At 71.3% G+C, this 22,220-nt stretch carries 17 protein-coding genes and 1 pseudogene; 5 read left to right on the top strand and 13 right to left on the bottom strand.

Features of this window, described 5'->3' with window-relative positions:
* Positions 1–36: 36 nt before the first annotated feature.
* The 6 genes from OG252_RS35285 to OG252_RS35260 form a co-directional block, all read right to left on the bottom strand.
* A complete protein-coding gene (locus OG252_RS35285; protein ID WP_329341236.1) occupies positions 37–1,239 on the bottom strand; it encodes a ketosynthase chain-length factor in 1,203 nt (400 codons plus the stop codon).
* On the bottom strand, positions 1,236–2,507 hold the full coding sequence (locus OG252_RS35280) for a beta-ketoacyl-[acyl-carrier-protein] synthase family protein (RefSeq protein ID WP_329341234.1): 1,272 nt from the start codon (positions 2,505–2,507) through the stop codon (positions 1,236–1,238). Before OG252_RS35280 ends, OG252_RS35285 begins: the two co-directional genes overlap by 4 nt.
* Positions 2,504–3,109 carry a TcmI family type II polyketide cyclase gene (locus tag OG252_RS35275; RefSeq protein ID WP_329341232.1) on the bottom strand — a complete coding sequence of 202 codons (606 nt, stop codon included), beginning with the start codon at positions 3,107–3,109 and terminating at the stop codon, positions 2,504–2,506. Before OG252_RS35275 ends, OG252_RS35280 begins: the two co-directional genes overlap by 4 nt.
* Positions 3,110–3,370: 261 nt before the next feature.
* Positions 3,371–4,015, bottom strand: coding sequence for a response regulator transcription factor (locus tag OG252_RS35270; RefSeq protein WP_323186081.1), 645 nt, complete (start codon positions 4,013–4,015; stop codon positions 3,371–3,373).
* Between the two features lie 127 nt (positions 4,016–4,142).
* The gene (locus tag OG252_RS35265; RefSeq protein ID WP_329341230.1) at positions 4,143–5,066 is read right to left on the bottom strand and encodes an SAM-dependent methyltransferase; all 924 of its coding nucleotides are present in this window, start codon (positions 5,064–5,066) and stop codon (positions 4,143–4,145) included.
* Positions 5,067–5,169: 103 nt separating this feature from the next.
* Positions 5,170–6,387, bottom strand: coding sequence for a cytochrome P450 (locus OG252_RS35260; RefSeq protein ID WP_266440215.1), 1,218 nt, complete (start codon positions 6,385–6,387; stop codon positions 5,170–5,172).
* A 655-nt stretch (positions 6,388–7,042) separates the two neighbouring features.
* Between OG252_RS35260 and OG252_RS35255 the strand changes: the two genes are divergently transcribed.
* Positions 7,043–7,822 (top strand): response regulator transcription factor, encoded by a 780-nt coding sequence (locus tag OG252_RS35255; RefSeq protein WP_266440213.1) that lies wholly within the window; start codon positions 7,043–7,045, stop codon positions 7,820–7,822.
* Between the two features lie 173 nt (positions 7,823–7,995).
* Here the strand turns inward: OG252_RS35255 and OG252_RS35250 are convergent, their stop codons facing one another.
* Positions 7,996–9,543 (bottom strand): DHA2 family efflux MFS transporter permease subunit, encoded by a 1,548-nt coding sequence (locus OG252_RS35250; protein ID WP_266440211.1) that lies wholly within the window; start codon positions 9,541–9,543, stop codon positions 7,996–7,998.
* Between the two features lie 180 nt (positions 9,544–9,723).
* Positions 9,724–10,458, bottom strand: coding sequence for a TetR/AcrR family transcriptional regulator (locus OG252_RS35245; RefSeq protein ID WP_266440209.1), 735 nt, complete (start codon positions 10,456–10,458; stop codon positions 9,724–9,726).
* A 130-nt stretch (positions 10,459–10,588) separates the two neighbouring features.
* On the opposite strand from OG252_RS35245, the pseudogene OG252_RS35240 reads away from it, so the two are divergent.
* Positions 10,589–11,760: pseudogene (locus tag OG252_RS35240) on the top strand (FAD-dependent oxidoreductase).
* A 129-nt stretch (positions 11,761–11,889) separates the two neighbouring features.
* Here OG252_RS35240 and OG252_RS35235 read toward each other — a convergent pair.
* From OG252_RS35235 to OG252_RS35225, 3 genes are read right to left on the bottom strand one after another with little or no spacing between them, the layout of a single operon-like run.
* Positions 11,890–12,828, bottom strand: coding sequence for a 3-oxoacyl-ACP reductase (locus OG252_RS35235; RefSeq protein WP_266440207.1), 939 nt, complete (start codon positions 12,826–12,828; stop codon positions 11,890–11,892).
* Between the two features lie 9 nt (positions 12,829–12,837).
* Positions 12,838–13,914: a Zn-dependent alcohol dehydrogenase gene (locus OG252_RS35230; RefSeq protein ID WP_266440206.1), complete on the bottom strand. Its 1,077-nt coding sequence runs from the start codon at positions 13,912–13,914 to the stop codon at positions 12,838–12,840.
* A gap of 29 nt (positions 13,915–13,943) precedes the next feature.
* Positions 13,944–14,801: a MaoC/PaaZ C-terminal domain-containing protein gene (locus OG252_RS35225; RefSeq protein ID WP_266440204.1), complete on the bottom strand. Its 858-nt coding sequence runs from the start codon at positions 14,799–14,801 to the stop codon at positions 13,944–13,946.
* Positions 14,802–15,060: 259 nt separating this feature from the next.
* Here OG252_RS35225 and OG252_RS35220 point away from each other — a divergent pair, with 259 nt between their 5' ends.
* Complete coding sequence (locus OG252_RS35220) at positions 15,061–16,335, top strand: sensor histidine kinase (protein WP_266440202.1); 1,275 nt, start codon at positions 15,061–15,063, stop codon at positions 16,333–16,335.
* Between the two features lie 24 nt (positions 16,336–16,359).
* Here OG252_RS35220 and OG252_RS35215 read toward each other — a convergent pair whose 3' ends face one another.
* Positions 16,360–17,484 carry a class I SAM-dependent methyltransferase gene (locus OG252_RS35215; protein WP_266440200.1) on the bottom strand — a complete coding sequence of 375 codons (1,125 nt, stop codon included), beginning with the start codon at positions 17,482–17,484 and terminating at the stop codon, positions 16,360–16,362.
* Between the two features lie 227 nt (positions 17,485–17,711).
* Here OG252_RS35215 and OG252_RS35210 point away from each other — a divergent pair, with 227 nt between their 5' ends.
* Positions 17,712–18,344: a response regulator transcription factor gene (locus OG252_RS35210; protein ID WP_266448587.1), complete on the top strand. Its 633-nt coding sequence runs from the start codon at positions 17,712–17,714 to the stop codon at positions 18,342–18,344.
* Positions 18,345–18,446: 102 nt separating this feature from the next.
* Here OG252_RS35210 and OG252_RS35205 read toward each other — a convergent pair whose 3' ends face one another.
* A complete protein-coding gene (locus tag OG252_RS35205) occupies positions 18,447–19,877 on the bottom strand; it encodes an MFS transporter (protein WP_266440199.1) in 1,431 nt (476 codons plus the stop codon).
* A gap of 225 nt (positions 19,878–20,102) precedes the next feature.
* Between OG252_RS35205 and OG252_RS35200 the strand changes: the two genes are divergently transcribed.
* Positions 20,103–21,845, top strand: a complete 1,743-nt coding sequence (locus tag OG252_RS35200; protein ID WP_329341221.1) for an MFS transporter — start codon at positions 20,103–20,105, stop codon at positions 21,843–21,845.
* Positions 21,846–22,220 lie beyond the last annotated feature (375 nt).

The raw sequence follows: 22,220 nt of genomic DNA, 5'->3' as shown, positions 1-22,220 counted from the left end.
AACTGTCCTTCGCTGTTGGGGACTGGTGGGGCAGGCTCAGCGTTCCGCGGCGCGGACGACCATCGCCGAGTTGAAGCCGCCGTGCCCGCGCGCCAGGACCAGCGCGGTGCGCAGGTCGGCGGGGCGCGGCTGGGAGAGCACCAGGTCGAGCCCGTGGCGGTCGGCGGGCTCTGTGTGGACGGTGGGCGGCACCAGGCCGTCGGCCAGGGCCAGGAAGGCGGCGGCCAGGTCCAGGGAGGCGGCGCCCGCGTAGAGGCGACCGGTCATCGTCTTGGGGGCGGTGACCGGGACGCCGTACGCGCCGAAGACGTCGACGAGCGCCTCGGCCTCGGCACGGTCGAGTTCCGGGTCGGCCGCCGCGTCCGCGAACACGACGTCCACGTCGCCGGCGTCGAGTCCGGCGTCGGTGAGGGCGAGTTCGACGGCCCTGCGCAGTCCGGGCTCGCGTCCGTCGAAGGTCGCGGCGCAGCCGCTGATCTCCCCGTAGACCCGGGCGCCGCGGGCTCGGGCGGCCTCGGTGGGCTCCAGTACGAGGAGTGCGCCGCCCTCGCCGGGGACGTGGCCGCTCGCCCGCTCGTCGAAGGGCAGGTAGGCGGTGGAGGGTTCGTCGGCGGTGCTGAGCCGGCCGCTGGTGTGCAGTCCGACCAGGCCCCAGGGGCAGAGGGTGGCATCGACGGCGCCCGCGAGGACCACGGGGGTGCCGCGTCGGATCTGCCGCCTGGCGTGGGCGACGGCGTCCAGCCCGCCGGCCTGGTCGGTGACGACCACACCGCTGGGGCCCTTCATGCCGTGCCGGATGGAGATCTGGCCGGTGTTGACGGCGTAGAACCAGGCGAACGACTGGTACGCGCTGACGTACTGGCTGCCCTTGCTCCACAGGCTCTTCAGTTCGCCCTGGCTGAACTCGAAGCCGCCCGCCGAACTGGCGGTGATCACGCCCATGTCGAAGGCGGGCACGGCGGCGGGGTTGATGCCGGCGTCCGCCAGCGCCCAGTCGGCGACGGCGAGCGACAGCCGGGTGACCCGGTCGGTCTGCGGCATCAGCCGGCCCGGGACGTGGTCCTCGGCCGTGAAGCCGGTGATCTCTCCGGCGAGGCGGGCGGGGTAGCGCGAGGCGTCGAAGCGGGAGAGCGGGCCGATGCCGCTCTTGCCTGCCAGCGTCGCGGCCCAGAAGTCCTCGAGTCCCAGGCCGTTGGGCGCGGCCACGCCGAGTCCGGTCACTGCCACGGAGGTGGTCACGGCACCTTCCTTTCCGGGCGGGCGAGCACCATGGCGCTCTGGAACCCGCCGAAGCCGCTGCCGACCGTCAGGACGGCGTCGGTCAGCTGGTCACGGGCGGTCAGCGGCACGTAGTCGAGGTCGCATTCGGGGTCGGGGGTGTGCAGGTTCGCGGTCGGCGGCACCACGTTGTGCTCCATGGCGAGGGCGGACGCCGCGATCTCGATGGAGCCGATCGCTCCCAGGGAGTGCCCGACCATGGACTTGATGGAGCTGACCGGGGTGCGGTACGCGTGGTCGCCGAGGCTCTTCTTGAAGGCGGCGGTCTCGTGCCGGTCGTTCTGCTTGGTGCCGGAGCCGTGGGCGTTGATGTAGTCGATCTCGGTGCCGTCCATGCGGGCCTCGTCCAGCGCCACCCGGATCGCCTCGGCCATCTCCACGCCGTCGGGCCGCAGTCCGGTCATGTGGTAGGCGTTGCTGCGGGTGGCGTAGCCCGCGATCTCGGCGTAGACGTGCGCGCCGCGCCGCCGGGCGGCCGTCAGCTCCTCCAGGACGAAGACGGCGGCGCCCTCGCCGAGGACGAACCCGTTGCGCGTTCCGTCGAACGGCCGGGAGGCGTGCTCCGGGTCGTCGTGGCGGGGTGTGGTCGCCTTGATGGCATCGAAGCAGGCCATGGTGATCGGTGAGATCGGCGCGTCGGTGGCCCCCGCGACCATGACGTCCGCGGTGCCTTCGCGGATCAGCTCGACCGCGTAGCCGACGGCGTCCAGGCCGGAGGTGCAGCCGGCCGACACGACGCCGCTCGGTCCCTGCGCTCCCACGGTCCTCGCCACCTCGGCGGCGAAGGAGCTGGGCACGAAGTAGTTGTAGAAGTGGGGGTCGGCGTACTCCAGGTCGACCAGGTCGAGCCGGCCGCCGTCGCTGACGACGCGGTAGTCCTGGTCCAGGCTCATGGTGGAGCCGACGGCGGTGCCGATGGTGACGCCGACGCGGTACGGGTCGAGCGTCTCGATCTCCAGTCCGCTGTCGGCGACGGCGCCGCGTGCGGCGACCACGGCGAGCTGGGCGGCCCGGTCCATGCGCCGCACCTGGTGCGGCGTCAGGCCGTGGGCGTACGGGTCGAAGTCGATCTCCGCGGCCACCCGGGAGCGGAACGGTGCCGGGTCGAAGAAGGTGATGCTCCGCGTCGCGGTCCGGCCCTCGCTCAGCAGCTTCCAGAACTCGCCGGTGCCCACGCCGCCCGGCGCCAGCACCTCCATCCCGGTGATGACGACCCGTCGGTCCCTCATTCCGCCGCCTCCCAGCGGTAGCAGGAGGTGGCCACGGAATCGGCCGGTGAGTGCCAGACGGCCGGGTCGTAGGGCGGGATGATCTGCATCAGCGCGTCGCAGATCTTGATGAAGCGCGGGTCGGCGTCCTTCCACGCCTGGTCGATCAGTGCGCCGCCGTCGGCCTGGACGAAGTGCTGGATGTGGAGGTACACGTCGCCGTCGAGGAACAACTGCCGGTGGCGCGTGCCCATCTGCTCCGGGAAGTCGGTGGCGTCGAGCTCCTCGAAGAGCCGGCGGACCTCGGGGACGTGCACGGGGTCCATGCGGTTCACGATCACCGTGCTGTACAGGGGCTCCCGCGTCGGTGCGGGGCCGGCCGACCACTGGTAGAAACGGGCCGCGGACCGGGCGGGCAGGATGCCGTCCGCCTGACCGGGTGCCACGGTGGCCTCGTCGTGGTCGAAGTCCTGGACGTGCACGACAAGGTCGCTGTACCGGAACAGCTGCCGGCGCCGGATTCCTGTCGTCGAGCCGGCCCGGGCATCGAATTCACTGAACAGTTTCTCGATCTCAGAAGTGGAGCCGAAATCCATCCGACTCAGACTCGCGCTGGTTTCCATGGATTCTTCCTGCCTGCCGCTCCGAACTTGCGAATCCAGGCTCCCCGAATCCGGTGACAAGCTCAAGACGGAGTTTTTCGCGAACTCCCCATTTTTTTGCGGTGAAAGCGCGGGTACTTCAGGAATCGGTCGGCGAAACGTCAGAACTACTACAGATCCCGCTGTGCGGGCATGCGGAAGGCCGACGCGGCACTGCCGCGTCGGCCTTGGTGGGTCGGCCTTGGTGGGTCCTGGGCGGAACCGCAGGTCGGGCCTGCGGGCTCAGGCTGCCCGGCCCAGCATGAATCCCACTCCTCTGACGGTCACGATCCAGTCGCTCGCGCCCAGCTTGCCGCGCAGACTGCTGACGTGGGTGTCCACGGTCCGCCGGGACCAGGAGTCGCCCCAGATCTGCTGCATGATGACGCGTCGGGACACGATGGTGCCGGGCTGCGAGGCCAGCATGTACAGGAGATCGAACTCCTTTTTCGTCATGCTGACTATCCGGCCCTCGAACGTCACCTCACGTGATTCCACATCAATGAGCAAAGGCCCGTGCTCGATACGGGAAAAACTGTTGGGCCCGGGCCGGGCACGGCGCATCAGGGCTTCGACACGAGCCAGCAGTTCGCGTACTCCGTAAGGTTTCACGATGATTCCGTCGGCCCCGGCCTGAAGGCTGAGTACCGTGTCCAGCTCGGAATTCCGTTCGCTGACCGCGATGATCGGCGTGGCGCTCGTCTCGCGGACTGACCGGCAGACCTCCAGCCCGTCCACATCCACCAGATCGAGGTCCACGAGCACCAGATCGGCGTCCGCGTGGTGGGCGAGCGCCTCAGTGCCGCTCGCCACGGACCTCACCTCGTGACCGTGCCGCTCGAGGTGCCGCCGCAGCACCTCCCGGTCCTGCGGGTCCTCGCCGGCCACCAGAATCCGCCAGGAGACCGACGAACGGAAGGGCAACGGTGTCCTCCCGAACGGGTCTCGTACGTTTCTTCCGTCGTCGGTCCTCATCAAGAACACTTCCCCATGCTCAACGGACGTAGGGCTTCCGTCAGTTCGACCGCACCGCGATCGCGATCGGCAACGCCCCCCTCGCGTTCCGGGAGACGTCGGTGACGACGAGGCCCGCCCGGGACAGCTGGCTTCGGATCTCCTGCTCGCCGGTGAAGTTGAGGTACTTGGCCTGGAGGATGTCGCCGAAGATGGCCATGTCCCTGAGCAGGTCGGCGTCCTGGATCCCGTACTTCGCCCAGCCGCCCGGCCGGCCGGCCTCGGCCCACGGCGGTGCCGGGGGCGCGGGGATGAAGCTGACCAGCAGCCGGCCGCCGGGGCGCAGCGCCCGGGCGAAGTTGCGGTACAACTCGACCAGGCGCTCCGGGTCGGACTCGTACATGTTCAGCCCGTTGCTGGTGAGCAGGTCGGCCTCCGCGTCCAGGTCGAGCCGCCACGCGTCGCCCACGTGGAACTCGCACAGCTCGGCGAGGCCCCGTTCGGCGGCGTTCTCGCGGGCGAGGTCGACCGACTCCGGGTCGATGTCCACACCGATGAGGCGGACGCCGGTGGTGTCCCGGTAGTCCTGCTGGAGAAGGTCGTCCATGAGGCCGCACGGAACGGAGGCGAGCACGGCTCCGTCCCTGACGGAGGGCGCGATCGCCGCCTTGAACCGGCCGAAGCGTTCCCTGATGCCCGGCAGCAGCGACCGGGTCAGCATCCAGCGCTCCAGCTCGGTCGCCACCGGGTCGCCCGGCTGGTGTCCGAAGACGTACGAGGTCCAGTAGCCGTTCAGTCCCTCGTTGTGGAGCAGGAAGCGGCCCAGGTCGAACTCCTGCAGCTCGGACAGGAGTTGCAGCTCCTCGTCCAGGGGCAGCAGCAACCGGTCCGCGGCCCGCAGACGCTGCTCGATGCGGGCGGCCAGCCGTGCCGTGTCGTCGGGGGTGACGGCGCTCCGGGTGTGGTGCGAGAGGGCGGTGTCCATCGGTGTCTCCTCGGGTCCGTGGGTCCCGCTCGGGCGGGGCAGTCGGTGGGCGGGCGGGGCGGTGGGTCGCCCGCCGGTCACCTGGTGACGGGCAGCCGGCCGGTCACCAGGTGACCGGCAGCCGGCGCAGGCCGAAGACCAACGCGTCGTACTTGAAGGGGAGTTCGTCGAGGCCGACGGCGAGGCGCAGGTCCGGCAGGCGTCGGAAGAGGGTGTCGAAGACGATCTCCAGCTCGGCCCGCGCGAGGTTCTGGCCCAGGCACTGGTGCGGTCCGAAGCCCTGGGCGAGATGCCCGCGGGCGTCCCGCAGCACGTCGAGGTCGTCGGGCCCGGGGAAGACCTCGGGGTCACGGTTGCCGGCCACGTTGGAGGCGACCACTCCCTCCCCCGCCTTGACGAGGACGCCGCCGACCTCGACGTCCTCGGTGGCGACGCGGGCCATGCCGATCTCGACCACGGAGAAGTAGCGCAGCAACTCGTCGACGGCGCCCGGGGTCCGGCCGGGTTCGGCGGTGAGGGCGGCGAGCTGGTCGGGGCGGGTGAGCAGGGCGACCACACCGAGCGCGATCATCTCGCTGGTGGACTCGTTCCCGGCGAGCAGCAACAGCTGGGCCAGGCTGGCGAGGGCCGGGCGGTCGATGTCGCCGTGCTCCGCGCGCTGCCGGGCGATCTCGCGGCTGAGCAGGTCGTCGCCGGGGTTCGCCTCCTTCTCGGCGATCAGGCGGTCCATGTTCAGGCGCATGTCGCGGGCGATGTCATCGCGCTCGGCGGCGGTGGTGGAGCGCTTCAGCATGCCGCCGGCCAGTTCGTAGAAGCGTTCCAGGTGAGCCGGTGTCGCACCGAGCAGTTCGGTGATCACCCGGGACGGCACGGTGAGCGCCAGTTCTCGCACGAGGTCGACCGGGCGGGGAAGTTCCAGAATCCTGTCGAGGGCGTCGTCGACGATTTCCTGAATGCGCGGCCGGAATGCGGCCACGCGCCGCATGGAGAACTCCGTGATCATCGGCTTGCGGGCGGCGGTGTGCTCCTTCCCGTCCAGCGAGATCATGAACGGCGCGAAATGTGTGAAGGCGTTCTTTCCTCCGCGGGACATCGCCGGGAATCCCGGGTCGCTGCGGTTGGCGCTGAAGCGCGGATCGACCAGGACGGCCTGGATGTCCGCGTGCCGGGTGAGCAGCCAGGCGAGGCGGCCGTCGGACATCCTCACCCGGCTCACGGGCTCGGTACGGCGCAGCCGGTCGTAGGTCTCGGGTACGCCGAAGGGGCAGGTCCGGGGTATCGGGAAGGTGGCGGTGGCGGTGACGTGCTCGACCTGTGTCATTGCACTCCTTTGCGATCGCCGCGGGCAGGGATGTGCCCGAAAAGGATCGGTGCGCCGGCAACCACGGCCGATCACCGGGACTCCTCCGACCCTTTGGCAGTCGTCGTTACACCGTATTGGCAGATACGTTGTAACGGACCGATGCGGCCGATCGCAAGGCCCCCCGGACCGCCACTGACCCCGTTCACACCTCCCCCGGCCCTCGCATCAGCATCTCTGACCTGCGACGACAAGCCGATCACCCGACCCTGAAGAGACAAGCGTCACGAAGTCCACCTCTTCCGGAGAGGCGTCGTCGTTCGATACGCCTGACGGGCGGGGAGGGAGACGTCACCGTCGAAAACGAGCCATTCCATCGGAGGACCGGCCGGAACGCCCCCCACTCGGGCCGCACCCGCACCGCGACGCACAGCGGGCCGGGTCCGCGCGGCGGAGTCCTTCGCGACAGCGATCGAGACGTGCCCGTTTTACCTCCCCATTCCGCGATGGGGAATGTTGCGTTCCCACTAACGGAATGGAACGATCCGCTTTTTCCGCCGGTCGGTGACCAGGGAACTAACCATGCCGCGAACACCATTTCGGCCATCTGATCCCAAGGCCATTGATTTGCGCCACGGCGTCGTGTGAGCGTGGGGCAACGTCGTGAGGGGGAAGCATGTTGCAGGTCATCGAGCATTTCCGGCACCTCACGATGGAGTTGACCGCCTCGGCCACAGTCCCGGCCAACTTCCTCCAGGCGGCACTGAGACGCCCCATCCGGCCACACAAGGCTCCGGAGAGCTGGCGGATACTCCTGGTGGACAACGACGACCAGGACCGGGACGTCCTGGAGAAGAACCTGCTGCGGCAGGGCCACGAGGTGCGCGGCGTCTCGACCGGCGCGAACGCGCTGGACGCCTACGAGGACGCCGACCTGATCGTGCTCGGCCTGGAGCTGTCCGATCTGGACGGACTGGAGATCTGCCGGGCGATCCGGACCGCCTGTGACGTTCCGATCATCGCGGTCACCGCCTGCTCCTCCGAGGTGGACACGGTCCTCGGGCTGCAGGCCGGGGCCGACGACTTCGTCGTCAAGCCCTTCGGGTTCCGGGAACTCACGGCGCGGATCGACGCCGTGATGCGGCGGGTCCACCCGCAGTCCCGCACGCCCGGCACCATCGAGCACGGGCCGCTCAGAATCGACGCCGGATCGCGCGAGGTGACGTACGCGGGGCAGCGGATCCGGCTGACGCGCAAGGAGTTCGACCTGTTGCAGTTCCTGGCGTCACATCCCCGTACGGTCATCGCGCGGGACGTCGTCATGGAACAGATCTGGGGCGGCTCCTGCTCCCGGCGCACGGTCGACACGCATGTCAGCAGCATCCGGACCAAGCTGGGCTCCAGCGACTGGATCGTGACCGTACGCGGGGTGGGCTTCATGATCGGCGAGGCCTGATCCGACGCCGGGACGGCGCCGAGGGACAGCGCCGGGACAGCGCCGGGAGGCCCTACCAGCGCCACGACCAGTGGAGCTCCCCACCATCGGCAGGGAGCTCCACACACCGCCGCTCACCGCGGGGGATCGGTTCGAGCGGACGGTTTCGGGGGCCGGGCGGGACCCGGCGACGGTCAGCCCTTGCGGGCGGGGTCGCGGACGAACAGCACCATGGCCGCTCCGATCGCCATCGCCACCGCCGGCCACAGCAGGGAGTCGGCCATGACGGCCGAGACGACGGTGCGGACGAACTCCGGCACGTCGTGCCCGGAGTCCAGCTGCTGGAAGTCGATGCCGCCGAGGCTCTCGCGCTGACTGCCGGTCAGGGTCGCCGCGTGCGCCGCGATCTCGCTCTTGAACTGGGCGGCCATGACCGTCGCGATGACCGCGGCGCCGAGCGTGGACCCGATCTGCCGGGACGTGTTGAACACACCCGACCCGGTGCCGATGTACTGCGGCGGCAGGCTCTGCATCGCGGCGACGGCGAGCGGGCTCATCATCAGCGAGCTGGAGGCACCCATCCAGGCGGCGTGCGCGAGAAGGACGACCAGGGGCATGTCCGGGGTCATCAGGTAGTGCCGTACGAAGAGCGCGGAGCTGAACAGCACGAGCCCGGAGAACGCCGGCCACTTGGGCCCGACCCGGTCGACGAGCTTGCCGATCCGGGGCGCGAGCGGCACCGACACCAGCGCCGACGGCAGCATCATCAGGGCCGCCTGGCTCGGCGACATGCCGCGCCCCGACTGGAAGTAGAGGGTGCCGGGGAAACTCGCGGCGGTGATGGCGAAGCCCGCGGTGACGATCGCCAGGTTGGCGGCGGCGAAGGTCCTGACCCGGAAGATCCCGAGGGGCACCAGGGGCTCATTCCTGTTGACGAGTTCCCACACGACGAAGAGGACCGCGAGAACCACGCCCACGGCGAGGACCTCGTAGACGTAGAGGGGGATCCCGGTGCTGAATCCGAGGACGTTCAGGTTGTCGGTGATCTTCGACCAGTCGTAGCCGCTGCCGGTCTCCAGGGCATAGACGAGGCAGAACAGGGACAGCCCGCTGAGCACCACGCCGAAGAAGTCGAAGCGGTGCGGGTTGCCGGGCAGGGACGGCACGAAGCGCTGCGCGACGACCAGCCCGACGATCCCGATCGGCACGTTGATGAAGAAGATCGACCGCCAGCCCAGCGAGTCGATGAGCAGTCCGCCGGAAATGGGTCCGACGAGAATCGCGGCGCCGGAGACCAGGCCCCAGTACGACATGGCCCGGCCGCGCATGTCCTTGGGAAAGATCTTGCCGATGGTCGCCATGGACTGGGGAGCCATGGTGGCGGCACCGAGGCCCTGGAGCGCACGGAAGGCGATCAGCTGTCCGATGCCCGACGCGAGCCCGCACAGCAGTGAGGCGGCGGTGAAGAGGGCCATGCCGATCATGTAGATCCGCTTCGTGCCGAACCGGTCGCCGAGGCGGCCCGCGAGCAGCAGGGGTACGGAGTACGCCAGCAGGTAGGAACTGGTCGCCCAGACCGTCGTACTGACGTCCGTGTGGAGATCGGCGGAGAGGGTCGGCATCGCCACGACCACGATGGTGGTGTCGAGCATGAGCATGAAGAAGCCGACCATCAGAGCGGCGAGTGCGCTCCACGGTGCCTGTATCTCCGGCTCGGCTTTTTCGGCCTGGGACGTGGACATGATCCGAAGCCCCCTTCCTGTCGACTGGGGATACATCGTATTGATAAATACAGCGTATCGAGAGGATGCGGCGTCTCGCAAGCCTGGGTCCAGGAAAGGGAAACGAACGCGGCCAGGAACGCGGTGCGTTCCTGGCCTGGAGAGCGGAGAGGAGGTGCGGTCGGACTCCGAGAGGCGCGGTCAGACGCCGAGGCGGGCCGCGATGCCGTCGAGCAGGTAGTCGAGGCCCGTGTCGAACTTGGCCTGCGCGTCGCGGTCGCCGGCGTCGGAGACGACCCTGGCCAGCGTGGGGTAGCGGCCGGTGGCCAGCACCTGGTTGAGGTACGAGCTGGAGGCGACCTGCCACTGGTGTTCGTCCAGGCCGGTGGCACGCTCGGTGCGGCGCTCGGTGATCTCACTGCGCAGCGCGCCGATCACGTAGGCGTTGACCGCGTCGCGCGCCTGGATCACGGAGTCGATGTCCCCGGTTCCCAGCGCCCCGTCCAGAGCCGCCAGGGACGCCTCCAGATTGGCCAGCGCCTCGGGGCCCAGATGCGGCCGACGCCCCAACAGGTCGGCGAACCACTCGTGGCGCAGCGCGGCCTGCCGCATGCCGTGCGCGAAGGAACGCAGCGCCGTCCGCCAGTCCCCGTCGGCCGGGTCCGGCCGGGGAATCTCCCCGTACACGGCATCCACCATGAGGTCGAGCAGCTCTTCCTTCGTGGACAGGTAGCGGTACAACCGCATCGGGCCCGCGTCGAGCATCGCGGCGACCTTGCGCAGCGAGACGGCGTCGAGGCCGTCCCTGTCGGCGAGTTCGATCGCCGCCCGGACGATCCGGTCCCGGCTCAGCGGGGCCGGCGCCGGCCGGTCCGGCGGCTCCGGGCGCGCCCAGACCAGCGTGGAGTCGCTGTCGCCATCTTTGCGTACCACCATCGGACCTCATCTCCCCCCGCCTTTGCCAAGGCCATAACGATACGCCAAGTCGATCGATACGCCGTATAGAAGTAGCCACCATATCGAGACAGCGGCAGTCCCCAGCGAGAAGGCAGAGGGCACCGACCCCATGAACAGTCCCACCTTCCACGCGCCCCGCCGGCCCCGTATCGCTGTCGTCGGCGCCGGTCTCGGCGGCCTGACCTGCGCGCGCGTCCTGCACGTCCACGGCATGGACGCGGTCGTCCACCAACGGGAACCCTCCCGCGCGACCCGCGGCCAGGGCGCCATGCTCGACCTGCACCCGGAGGGCGGACAGCGTGCGCTGCGCGAGGCCGGACTGGAGGCGGCCTTCCGCGCGGTCGCCCGCCCCGAGGGCCAGGACCTGCGGCTGCTGGAACCGGACGGCACGCTCCTGCTGCGCCAGGACACCCCGGACGACGCCCCGCTCACCCGCCCCGAGGTCGACCGTGGCGACCTGCGGGACCTCCTTCTGGACTCACTGCCTCCCGAGACCGTCGTATGGGGCCGCGCGTTCCGGCACGCCACCGCGCTGCCCGGGGGCGGCCACCGGCTGCACTTCGCGGACGGCGGCCACGCCGACCACGCTCTGCTCGTCGGCGCGGACGGCGCCGGCTCCCGGGTCCGCTCCCTGGTGACGGACGCCCGTCCCGCGCACACCGGCGTCAACATGGTGGAGATCGGCATCCCGGACGCGGACCGTACCCGGCCCGAACTCGCCGCCATGGTCGGGCGGGGAAACTACTGGGTCATCGGCGGCGACCGCTCGCTGGCGGCACAGCGCAACGGCGACGGCCGTATCCGGATCCACCTCTCCTTCCGTACCCCCGGAGGACTGGTTCTCGGTCTCCGGCATCCCCTTCGAGCGCCCCGCCCCGGCCCGCGCCGCGCTGAAGGACCTTTTCAACCGACTGGGCTCCCTCGGTCACGGCCCTGATCGACGCGTGCGACGACACGGTGGTACCACGCCCGGTCACCGCCCTGCCCGTCGGGCTGAGCTGGCCGGCCACGTCCGGCGTCACGCTGCTCGGCGACGCGGCGCACCTCATGCCGCCGGTCGGCGAGGGCGCCAACCTGGCCATGCTCGACGGGGCCGAACTGGCCCTGGCTCTCGCCGCCCGCCCCGACGACCCGGACGGTGCCGTCCGCGCCTATGAGACCGCGATGTTCGAGCGGGGGGCGACTGCCGCCCGGGTGTCCGCGGACATCCTGGCGACACTGCTGTCCCCGGCCGGGGCGCGGGGCATGCTGAGGATGCTCGCGGACACCGGGGCCGCCTGAGGGGTCCGCACTCCGCCCGCCCGGGTCGCTCACGGTGCGAGGCCCCCTCAACTCCTGAACCTCCGAACCCGGCCCCGCACCGAACCGTGCTCGGCGGCCGGCCGCGCACCGAACCAGCACCCGCACGGGTCAGGAGCTCCGCAGCCCCAGCACTTCCGCCGCCGCGAACGTCTCCCCCTCAGGCCGCTCGGCATAGTGCGCGGTGAGCAGCGTGTCCAGTTCGTCGTACGTGAACGTGTCCTGCTTGCTGTCGAACTTGGCTTGCACCCGCGGCCGTTCGACGATCGCCACCATGCCGCCGTGTACGACGATCAGCTGGCCGTTGACGCGGGCGGCAGCCGGCGAGGCCAGGTAGCCGACGAGCGGGGCGACGTGTTCGGGGGCGAGTGGGTCCAGGGCGTCGGCGGGGCGCTCGAATCCGGCGAAGACGTCCTCGGTCATCCGGGTGCGGGCGCGCGGGCAGATGGCGTTGGCGGTCACGCCGTACTTGGCGAGCGCGAGGGCCGTCGACGTGGTGAGGCCGACGATTCCCCCTTTGGCCGCCGCGTAGTTGGGCTGCCCGGCCGACCCCGCGAGGAAGGCCTCCGACGAGGTGTTCACGATCCGCCCGTACACCGGCCCACCCACCGCCTTGGACCGCTCCCGCCAGTGCGCGGCCGCGAAGTGGGTGGTGTTGAAGTGGCCCTTGAGGTGGACGCGGATCACGGCGTCCCACTCGTCCTCGGTCATGGAGAAGACCATGCGGTCGCGCAGGATGCCGGCGTTGTTGACGAGGATGTCCAGGCGGCCGAACTCGCCGGTCGCCATCTCGACGAGTTCGCCCGCCTGTCGGAAGTCGGAGACGTCCCCGGTGTGGGCGAGCGCCTTGCCGCCCGCCGCGCGGATCTCGGCGGCGACCTGCTCGGCGGGGCCGGCCGAGGCCTCCCCCGAGCCGTCGCGGCCGAGCTGCCCGTAGTCGTTGACGACGACGGCCGCGCCGAGCCGGGCCAGTTCCAGCGCCTCGGCCCGGCCGAGGCCGCGGCCCGCGCCGGTGACGATCGCGGAGAGTCCCTCCAGTGGCAGTGACATCCGGGGTCCTCAGATCTCGATGCAGGTACGGAGGGCGGTCCCCGTCCGCATCTGGTCGAGTGCCTCGTTGATCTCGCTCAGCGGCACCCGGTGGGTGATCAGGCCGTCGAGGTCGACGCGGCCGGCCCGCCACAGGGCAATGGTCCGTTCGTAGGAGCGCAGGACGTCTCCGCCGCCGTACATGGACGGCAGGATCCGCTTCTCGTCGAAGAACAGCTCGAACATGTTGAGCTGGAGGAAGTCGTCCATGGCGCCCGCGCCGACGACGACCAGGGTGCCGCCGCGCCGCGTGGTGTCGTACGCCGTGCGGGCGGTGGCGGAGCGGCCGACGACCTCGAAGACGTAGTCGAAGCCCTCGCCGCCGGTGACCTGTTGCTTGGCGTCGGCCAGTTCCTCGGGTGAGACGGCCTTGGTCGCCCCGAACTTGAGCGCGGACTCGCGGCGCGAGGCGACCGGGTCGACCGCGACGATCTCGGCGGCGCCCTTGAGGCGTGCGCCCTGGATCGCGGAGATGCCGACGCCGCCGCAGCCGATGACGGCGACCGACGAACCGGCCTCCACGTCCGCCGTGTTGAGGGCGGCACCGAGGCCCGTGGTCACCCCGCAGCCGATGAGCGCGGCGATGTCGAAGGGCACGTCGTCGGGTATCGGCACCGCGCAGCCGGCGTCGACCACGACCTCCTCGGCGAAGGTGCCGGTACCGGCGAAACCGAAGAGGTCACCGCCGGGGCGCTTGAAGTTGGGGGTGCCCGCGTTCATGAACCCGGCCAGGCACAGCTCGGTCTGGCCGCGCTTGCAGGCGGGACAGACCCCGCAGGCGGGCAGCCAGCAGACGACGACCCGGTCGCCGGGCTTCAAGTGGCTCACGCCCTCGCCCACTTCGAGGATCTCCCCGGCTCCCTCGTGGCCGGGTACGAACGGCGCGGGCTGCGGCAGTACGCCGCCCATCGCGGACAGGTCCGAGTGGCACAGCCCGGTGGCCCGCACCCGGATCCTCGCCCTGCCGGGGCCGAAGCCCACCGCCTCGACGTCGTCGAGGACCTCCAGCTTGTCCTGGCCGATCTCGTGCAGTACGGCTGCGCGCATGGTGCGGCTCCCCTCAACAGCGGGCTGACTCAGGAGTGTTGGACGATGGTGTCGGCAAGGACGGGCGCGTCGTCCCGCTCGACGGCGCTCACGGCCACCCGGATCCCGCCGTCTCCTCGCCACATGCGGATCCGCAGGGTCTCCCCCGGATACACGACCCCGGCGAACCGGGTGGCGTACCCGCGCACCCGACTCACGTCCCCGGCGAGGAGCGTGTCGACGACCGCCTTGAGCGTGATGCCGTACGTGCACAGTCCGTGCAGGATGGGCCGCTCGAAGCCGGCGACCTTGGCGAACTCCGGGTCGGCGTGCAGCGGGTTCCGGTCGCCGGAGAGGCGGTAGAGGAGGGCCTGGTCCTCGCGGATCGGCCGCTCGACGACCTTGTCGGGCTCGCCGGTGGTCGGTTCCAGGCGGGCGGAGGGGCCGCGGTCGCCGCCCCAGCCGCCTTCTCCGCGTACGAAGATCTGGGCGTCGTTGGTCCACAGCGGGCCCTCGGCGTCGGCGACCTCGGTGCGCATCACGAGGACCGCCGCCTTGCCCTTGTCGTACACGCCGGCGATGCGGGAGGTCGCGGTGGCCGTGCCCTCGACGGGGAGCGGGCGGTGGATCTCCAGGCTCTGGCCGCCGTGCAGGACACGGGCCAGGTCGACCTCGACGCCGGGCATGGACAGACCGCTGATCACCCCGGGCGAGCCGGCGCCCGCGACGGTCGCGAAGCTCGGCAGGACGTGCAGCCGGGACTCCAGGGTGTAGCGCAGCTCGTCGGGGTCCGTGGCCGGGATGCCGGCGCCGATGCCGAGGTGGTAGAGCTGGACGTCCTTCACGCTCCAGGCGATCTCGCCGGAACGGGGCTCGGCGGCCAGGGCCTTGGCTGCGTCGATGGGCATGGGGCTCCCTGCTCCTGAGGGCTCAGAGACCTCGGTGCGGCCGTCCGCACCGTCGGCCGCACCGAGGTCGACACGGGCCGACCTAGAACGCGTTCCAGTCCGGCGACCCCTGTATAGCCCAGCGCTCCGCAGTTGTGAAGGCTCCTGACGGAGTGTCAGGTCGGTAGTGCACCGGAGCGGCATCCCATGACATTTGTCCTGCCGAAGTCCGTACAAGCGCATCTGCCGGGCCGGCGGGCGAGTGCGTAGCGTCGTGGTCATGCCCGACAACAAGGTCCGCCGCAAGGTCCGACGCGAGGTCCGACGCACGGTCCGACGCAAGTTGGAGTGCAAGGCCGCGCGGAGCATCGCCCCCAACGGCTTCAGTCTCCTGCCGTGGCTGCTGATGGGGATGGGTTCCCTCTCGAACCTCTTCCAGGGGGACACTCCCCATCCCCTGATCGGCGGCCTCGGCCTGCTCGCCTTCAACTCCCTCTACGTCTACGTGGCGTTCCGCGCCTTCGTGAAGGAGACGCGCGAGGCCGCCTCGACGCGGGTGGCGCTGGCGCTGATGGGCCTGGTGACCTGCGCTCTGGCCATCGGGTACGGCGGCAACTGGCTGCTGTTCTTCCCCCTGTTCGGCCTCGCGACGGGCGCGGTCGTGCGGATGCCGCAGCTGCGCTGGGTCGGCACGGCCGTCGCGCTGCTCGCCGGGGCGGCCTCCGTCGCCCACGAGGGCTGGGGCGGCCTCGACACCGCGTACGCGACCTGGATCTCGACGATGGTGACGGCGGCGATCCTGTCCCTGTCCGAAGCGGTACGGGAGCTGACGGCGGCCCGCGAGCAGCTGGCCCGGCGTGCCGTCGAGGAGGAGCGGCTGCGGTTCTCCCGCGATCTGCACGACCTGCTCGGGCACACCATGTCGGTGATCGTGGTGAAGGCGGAGGCGGCCCGCAGGCTGGCCGACCGCGACCTGACGTCGGCGCTGGGCCAGATCACCGACATCGAGTCCGTCGGCCGGCAGGCGCTGACCGAGATCCGCGAGGCGGTGACCGGCTACCGCGAGGGCAGCCTCGGCACCGAACTCGACCGGGCCCGCTCGGTGTTGCCGGCCGCGGGCATCGAACCCGTCGTCCACCGGTCCGGCCCGCCCCTCGCCGCCCGGACGGAGGTGCTGCTGGGCTGGGTCGTCCGCGAGGCGGTCACCAACGCCGTACGGCACAGCGGGGCGACGCGGTGCGAGATCACCGTGGAGAGCACGCCGGAACGGGCCCGCCTGTGCATCTCCGACGACGGCCGCGGGTCGCCCGCCGCCACGGAGCCGCTCCCCGGCGCCCCGCGGATCGGCGGCACCGGGCTGACAGGGCTGAAGGAGCGGCTCGCGGCGGCGGGAGGGTCCTTGGAGGCGGGGCCGGGGCCGGGTCCGGGGGCGCGGGGCGGGTTCGTGGTGAAGGCGGAACTTCCGGTGGGGGTCGGCGGAGTTGTCGAGCGGGTCGATGCGTCGATGGCCGCGGATGACGGGGGCAGTCGGCGGGGCGCGTACGCCGGCCCTTGACCGCCCGCGCCCGGCGGCGGTGCCTCACCCTCCGAGCCGGTAGAAACGCCACAGGTCGTGGTCGATGTCCAGCACCTCGCAGCCCGCGAACCCGGCCTCGCGGGCGTACGCCGCCACCGTGTCGGCCCGCAGGATCGTCCCCGCCTCCACCTGCGCGTTCTCGGCGCGGGTCGCGGGCAGGCAGTGCAGCACGCTGAAGGCGTAGTTGAACCGCTCCATTGTCGGCCCGGGTGCGGTGAAGCGGTCCTCCACCTTCTCGTCGCCGATCAGCACGACACCCGTCGGGCCCAGCAGCCCGCGGGCCGTCTTGAGGGCCGCTACCGGATCGGACATGTCGTGCAGCGCCTCGAACACCGTCACCAGCTCCGCCCCGCCGGCCGAGCTCAGGAGGGCCGCGTCGCCGCAGGAGAACTCCACCTGCTTGGCGAGCCCCGCCTCGGCGGCGTTGGCCAAAGCCTGCTCGATCGAGGCCGGGTCCAGGTCGACCCCGGTGACCTGGGCCGCGGGGAACGCCTCCGCCATGGCGAGGGTCGACCAGCCGACCCCGCAGCCCAGGTCGACGATCCGGGCCCCGGGCACGGCGAGCCGCTCCAGCACGTCCGGCAGCGCCCCGAGCCAGGACCGGACGAGGTCGTTGCGGAACATCGGCCGGTTCAGACCGGCGGTGCCCTCCCGGCTGTCGCGGCCGTAGCGCGCGTACGGCACGCCTTCGCCGGTCCGGAACGCGGCCAGCACATGCGGGACCGCCTCCGCGATCCCGAGCATGAACAGCGGCCCCGCCGCGAGGTAGAGGGGATCGTCCGGCGAGGTCAGCACCCGGCGGTGCTCGGCCGGCAGCCGGAAACGCCGGCGGTACGGGTCGGCGTCCTCGGCCTCCTGGGCCTGGTCCGGCGCTTCCAGCACCCCGGCGACGGCCTGCTGCTCCAGCCACTCGCGGGCGTACCTCGGGTGGATCGAGGCGGCCTCGGCCAGCTCGTCCGGTGTCAGCGTGTCGTGGGCCGCCAGCGCTTCGTAGAGACCTCCTCGCACCCCGACGTAGATGTTGAAGATCTCCATCGTGGACAGCAGACCGCGGAAGATCTCCTCGGCCAACTCCTCGGCGTTCCCGGGCACTTCGCCATTGCCCTGCCGGTCACCTGAGGTGGTCATGGGCTCGCCCTTCTGAGCGTCCTGAACGCGGGAACCGCGGTGATAGTGGCGATACTGGGTAATCCGTCCGGCTTTTTCAACGATCCGGCCCATATGCGGCAAGGCGTTCCGCTACCGCCGTACCGACGTCGGCACAGGCGTCGGCACAGGGTCGGCACAGACGTCGGTGCCGAGCACGGGACGGACCACGGCCCCACCCCGCGCCCTACCCTTGGGCCGTGAACGAGATGCCGCGCGACCACCGGCCCGCCAGGTCCATCCGAGTCCTGCTCGCCGAGGACCAGGGGATGCTGCGCGGGGCACTCGCCCTGCTGCTCGGGATGGAGCCGGACATCCAGGTCGTGGCCCAGGTGTCGGCCGGCGACGCCATCGTGGACGCGGCCCTGACCCACCGCCCCGACGTGGCCCTCCTCGACATCGAACTGCCCGGCATCAGCGGCCTGGACGCCGCCGCCCGACTCCGCGACGAGGCGCCCGACTGCCGCGTGCTGATCCTCACCACCTTCGGCCGGCCCGGCTATCTGCGCCGGGCCATGGAGGCCGGAGCCGCGGGCTTCCTCGTCAAGGACGGCCCCGTGGAGGAACTGGCCGCCGCGATCCGCCGCGTCCTGACCGGCGAGACCGTCATCGACCCCGCGCTCGCCGCGGCCGCGCTCAGCACCGGCCCCAACCCGCTCACGCCCCGCGAGTGCGAGGTCCTCAACGCCTCGACGGACGGCGCGACCGTCGCCGACATCGCCACCGAGCTCCGCCTCTCGGAGTCCACGGTCCGCAACTACCTCTCCTCCGCCATCGGCAAGACAGGCACCCGCAACCGCATGGAGGCGATGCGGGAGGCCCGGCAGCAGGGGTGGCTGTAGGAGTGGCTGTGGGACCGGGGCCCGGGCGGGCGCGGGGCGGGCTTGCACCCCACACCGGTGTGATCGGGTTGAGTCCGTGGACGGACCGCCCCGACCGTTGCCTCACTCCGCCGAGTTGTTCCGCGGCAGCCACAGCAGCATCAGCACCACCCCACCGGCCAGCACCCCGGCGCCCACCCGGAACACCAGCGCGTACCCCTCCGTCAGCGCCTCGGGAGTGGCGCGCCCCGCCGTACGGGCCGCCGCGAGCGTCGACATGACCGCGAGGCCCAGTGAACCGCCCATCGTGCGCGAGGTGTTGACCAGGCCCGACACCAGCCCGGCCTCCCCGGGCGCCGCCCCCGCCGTGGCCAGCGCGGCGAGCGGCGTCGCGGCCAGGCCCGCGCCCAGCATCATCAGGATCCCCGGGATCATGATCGTGGTGAGATACGCCCCGTCCGCGGTCATCGTCGACTGCCAGCCGAACCCGGCGACCGCCACCAGGGTCCCGAGCACCGCCACGGCCCGCGCCCCGAACCTCCGCATGAACCGGGGTGCGAGCTTAGAGCCGATGACGATGGCCAGGGAGGTCGGCACCAGCGCCAGCCCGGCGTCCAGCGGCGAGTAGCCGAGCACGTTCTGCGCGTACAGCGTCATGAAGAACCACATGCAGAACATCGCCGAGCCGCACAGGAACATCGCCACGTTCGCCGACGCCACCGCCCGCACCCTGAGCAGTCCGAGCGGCATCAAGGGGGCCGCCGTACGGGCCTCTACGGCGAGGAAGCAGCCGATCAGCGCGAGCCCGGCGAGCAGCGGCACCAGGGTGGCCGCGGCCGTCCACCCCTCGGCCTCGGTCTGCGAGATGCCGTAGGCCAAGGTGGCGAGCCCCGCGGTCACCAGCACGGCACCCGGCAGGTCGAGCCGTCGTCCGTCCCCGGCCCGGCCCTCGGCGAGCCACACCACGGAGCCCAGGAGCACGACCGCGCCGATCGGCACGTTGATCAGCAGCACCCACCGCCACGACAGCCCCTCCACCAGCGCCCCGCCGACGAGCCCGCCGGCCGCGCCGCCGCCCGCGCCGACCGCCGTCCAGGTCGCGATGGCACGCGCGCGTGCGGCGCCCTCGGGGACGGCGGAGGTGAGGATGGTCAGCGTCGAGGGCGCGAGCACCGCCGCGCCGAGCCCCTGCGCGGCCCGCGCCACCAGCAGTTGCCAGCCCTCCTGGGCGAGTCCGCCGGCCAGCGAGGCCACCGTGAACAGACCGAGGCCGACCAGGAACATCCGCTTGCGGCCGTAGAGGTCACCGGCCCGTCCGCCCAGCAGCATGAACCCGGCGAACGCGATGGCGTAGGCGTTGACGACCCACTGGAGCCCCTGCTCGCTCAGCCCGAGGTCGGTACGCATGGACGGCAGCGCCACGTTCACGACGGACACGTCCAGCACGACCAGGAACTGTCCGGCACACGCGAGCGCCACGACCAGCCAGGTGGGCGGCGCGGTACGGCGGCGGGACATGCGGGTGACGTCAGCGGCTCCGAGCATGACTGTCATGCTCTCAACCGGCCGACGGTCCTTGCATCGGGATTTCGGCCTAGGCCGCCGGCCGGTGGGACCGCCGGCCGGGGCGGCTTCCCCAAGACCGGGGCGGCTTTCCCAAGAGAAGACAAAGAATTCGTTAGTGAGCCGAAGCATCGGAATAGTTGCCCGGGCGCACGGGGTTCACCGTGCACGTATCCCGCCCGAACTCCTCGTTCCCCGGCCTGGAGGCCCCACTCCATGACGCACACGTCGACCGCCGACCAGCCCCAACGCAAAGCGAGCGGGGCCGTCGTCCCGGTGCTCGCCTTCGCGGGCATCGTGGTCGCGGTGATGCAGACCCTGCTCGTCCCGGTCATCAAGGACCTGCCGCAGCTGCTGGACACCGAGCCGAGCAACGCCACCTGGGTGCTGACCTCGACCCTGCTCTCCGGTGCCGTCGCCACGCCGATCATGGGCCGTCTCGGCGACCTCTACGGCAAGCGGCGCATGCTGATCTTCAGCCTCTCGGTGATGGTGGTCGGTGCGCTGGTCAGCGCGCTCACCAGCGACCTGCTCACGATGATCGCGGGCCGTACGCTCCAGGGCTTCGCGATGGGCGCGATACCGCTCGGCATCGGCCTGATGCGCGACATGCTGCCCCGCGAGAAGCTCGGCTCGGCGATGGCCCTGATGAGCTCCTCGATCGGCGTCGGCGGCGGCCTCGCGCTGCCCGCCGCGGCGCTGGTCGCCCAGCACGCCGACTGGCACGCCCTCTTCTACGGCGCCGCCGGTGTCGGCGTCCTGGCCATCGCCCTCACCCTCCTCGTCGTACCCGAGTCGCCGCTGCGCGCCAAGGGCACCTTCGACGTCCTGGGCGCGATCGGACTCTCCGCGGGCCTCGTCCTCTTCCTCCTGCCGATCACCAAGGGCAGCGACTGGGGCTGGACGTCCGGGACCACGCTCGGCCTCTTCGGCGCGTCGGCGGTCGTCCTCGTCCTGTGGGGCGTGATGGAGCTGCGGGTGAAGGCCCCGCTGGTGGACCTGCGCACCACGGCCCGCCCGGCGGTGCTCTTCACCAACCTCGCCTCGATCATGGTCGGCGTCTCGTTCTACGTCGTCTCGCTGGTCCTGCCCCAGCTCCTCCAGCTGCCCAAGTCCACCGGCTACGGACTCGGCCAGTCCATGGTCGTCGCCGGCCTGCTGGTGGCACCGCTCGGCCTGACCATGATGGTCACGGCCCCCGTCTACGCCCGTCTGTCGGCCAAGTACGGCCCCAAGGTCACCCTGATCCTCGGCATGCTGATCATCGCGATCGGCTACGGCGCCGGCCTCGGCCTGATGAGCGCCGCGTGGCAGAGCCTCGTCATCGCGGTCGTCCTGGGCGCGGGCATCGGCCTCGCCTACTCCTCGCTGCCCGCGCTGATCGTCGGCGCGGTCCCGGCCTCGGAGACGGGCGCGGCGAACGGCCTCAACACCCTGATGCGTTCCATCGGTACGTCGGTCTCCAGCGCCGTGATCGGCATGGTCCTCGCCAACACCGCGAACAACGTGAACGGCGTCGCGATCCCGACCATGCACGGCTTCCGTGTCTCCTTCCTCATCGCGACGGGCGCGGTGGCGGTCGGCCTCCTGATGGCCCTCCTGTTGCCCCGCAACCGCCCGGCGGCCAAGCCGCAGCTGCGCGCGAGCAGCGAGGAGGACGCGGTGCTCGCGCACGCCGAGGAGGTGCTGCGCGGCTTCCGGGGCCGGGTCCTGGACGCCACGGGCACTCCGGTCGCCCGCGCCAAGGTCACCCTGATCGACCGCCGCGGCCGCCAGGCGGGCGCGACCCTCTCCTCCGAGGACGGCACCTACACCCTCGCCGTCCCCACCCAGGGCGCCTACGTCCTGGCCGCCCGCGCCACCGGCCACGGCCCGCTCGCCTCCGCGGCGACCCACGCGGGCGACGACAACGCGGTCGACCTGGACCTGTCGCTCCCGGGAGAGACAGTCTCCGCCTGACGCCCGCGCCGGCCTGAACCCGCCCGACCACGCCCCCCCGTCGCCACGCACGGCCGGGGGGGCGCGGTACACCACAGGACCTGGCGCTGCCGGGAAAGACGGTCTCAGCCTGCGCCCCGCCAGCGCCCGCCCGACCCCGCCCACGTCGCCACGCATGACCGGGACACGCTGCACCACCGGCCCCGGCCCTGCCGGACGAGACGGTCTCCGCGTTGCGGCCCGCCAGCGCCCGCCCGACCCCGCCCACGTCGCCACACACAGCCGGGGACACGCTGCACCACCGGACCCGGCCCTGCCGGACGAGACGGTCTCCGCGTTGCGGCCCGCCTCAACCCGGCCCACCCCGCCCGAGCTCGGCCCCGTCACCCACACGGC

Source organism: Streptomyces sp. NBC_01352, from assembly GCF_036237295.1.
Taxonomy (GTDB): domain Bacteria; phylum Actinomycetota; class Actinomycetes; order Streptomycetales; family Streptomycetaceae; genus Streptomyces; species Streptomyces plumbiresistens.
This window is presented reverse-complemented; position numbering and strand designations above follow the sequence as displayed.